This is a genomic window from Synechococcus sp. R55.7 (assembly GCF_047461955.1).
GTDB lineage: Bacteria > Cyanobacteriota > Cyanobacteriia > Thermostichales > Thermostichaceae > Thermostichus.
The window spans coordinates 1-618 of the sequence record NZ_JANSIC010000494.1 but is presented as its reverse complement, the minus strand read 5'-3'; the positions used below and the strand labels follow the sequence as shown (position 1 = coordinate 618).

Here is a 618-nt window from a genome sequence, read left to right as displayed (position 1 = left end):
GGTAATGAGCAAGACTTGAGAATCAGTACAGACAGGCAACAGCACAATAAAACAACAAGACGAACAGTATTTCGACCGAACATCCATTTATCCTCACTAATCTAGCGAATTGGGTCAGTACATGTCCATTCTTCTGCGCCAACGACTTGTCCAGAGAACTTGGCATCAACTGTTAAATCTGCAATGACTCTTTCTTGAGTGTTAAGCATTTGAAATTGCACTTCCCTTACTGCCTCAGCAACCTCATCAATGAGATCAAATTGATCAACTCCGCCGAATGCCAATCTTGCACATCGAATTGCTCGGAAACGATCAAGCACTCTTGCACGCACTTGGTCGCGACTATCTCTATTTACATTCACGATGTTTGCCTGTAAAGCTTTGGCGTATCGCAGCATGGCCTTCCGCTTCAGCTCATCATTGGGATACCGGCGGTAAATCCAGCGCTGCACATCATCACGCACGCCATCTCCATCGGCATCAATCCCCTCCAAAGTTTGCTTGCCCGCCTCCCCTGGATCCGGTGGCAAATTCGGAAACAATCTATCCAGTTCATCGACCGGGATCATATCTGGAGAGGGATCCTCACCCGGCACAAATCCAGTAGTGGGATCAGGA

The 618-nt window shown here is 47.7% G+C and carries 1 protein-coding gene; it reads right to left on the bottom strand.

What is annotated here, in order from left to right:
• Positions 1-101 precede the first annotated feature (101 nt).
• Positions 102-618: hypothetical protein (locus tag NW820_RS13320; RefSeq protein ID WP_414407767.1), on the bottom strand; the 517-nt coding region annotated here is incomplete at its 5' end.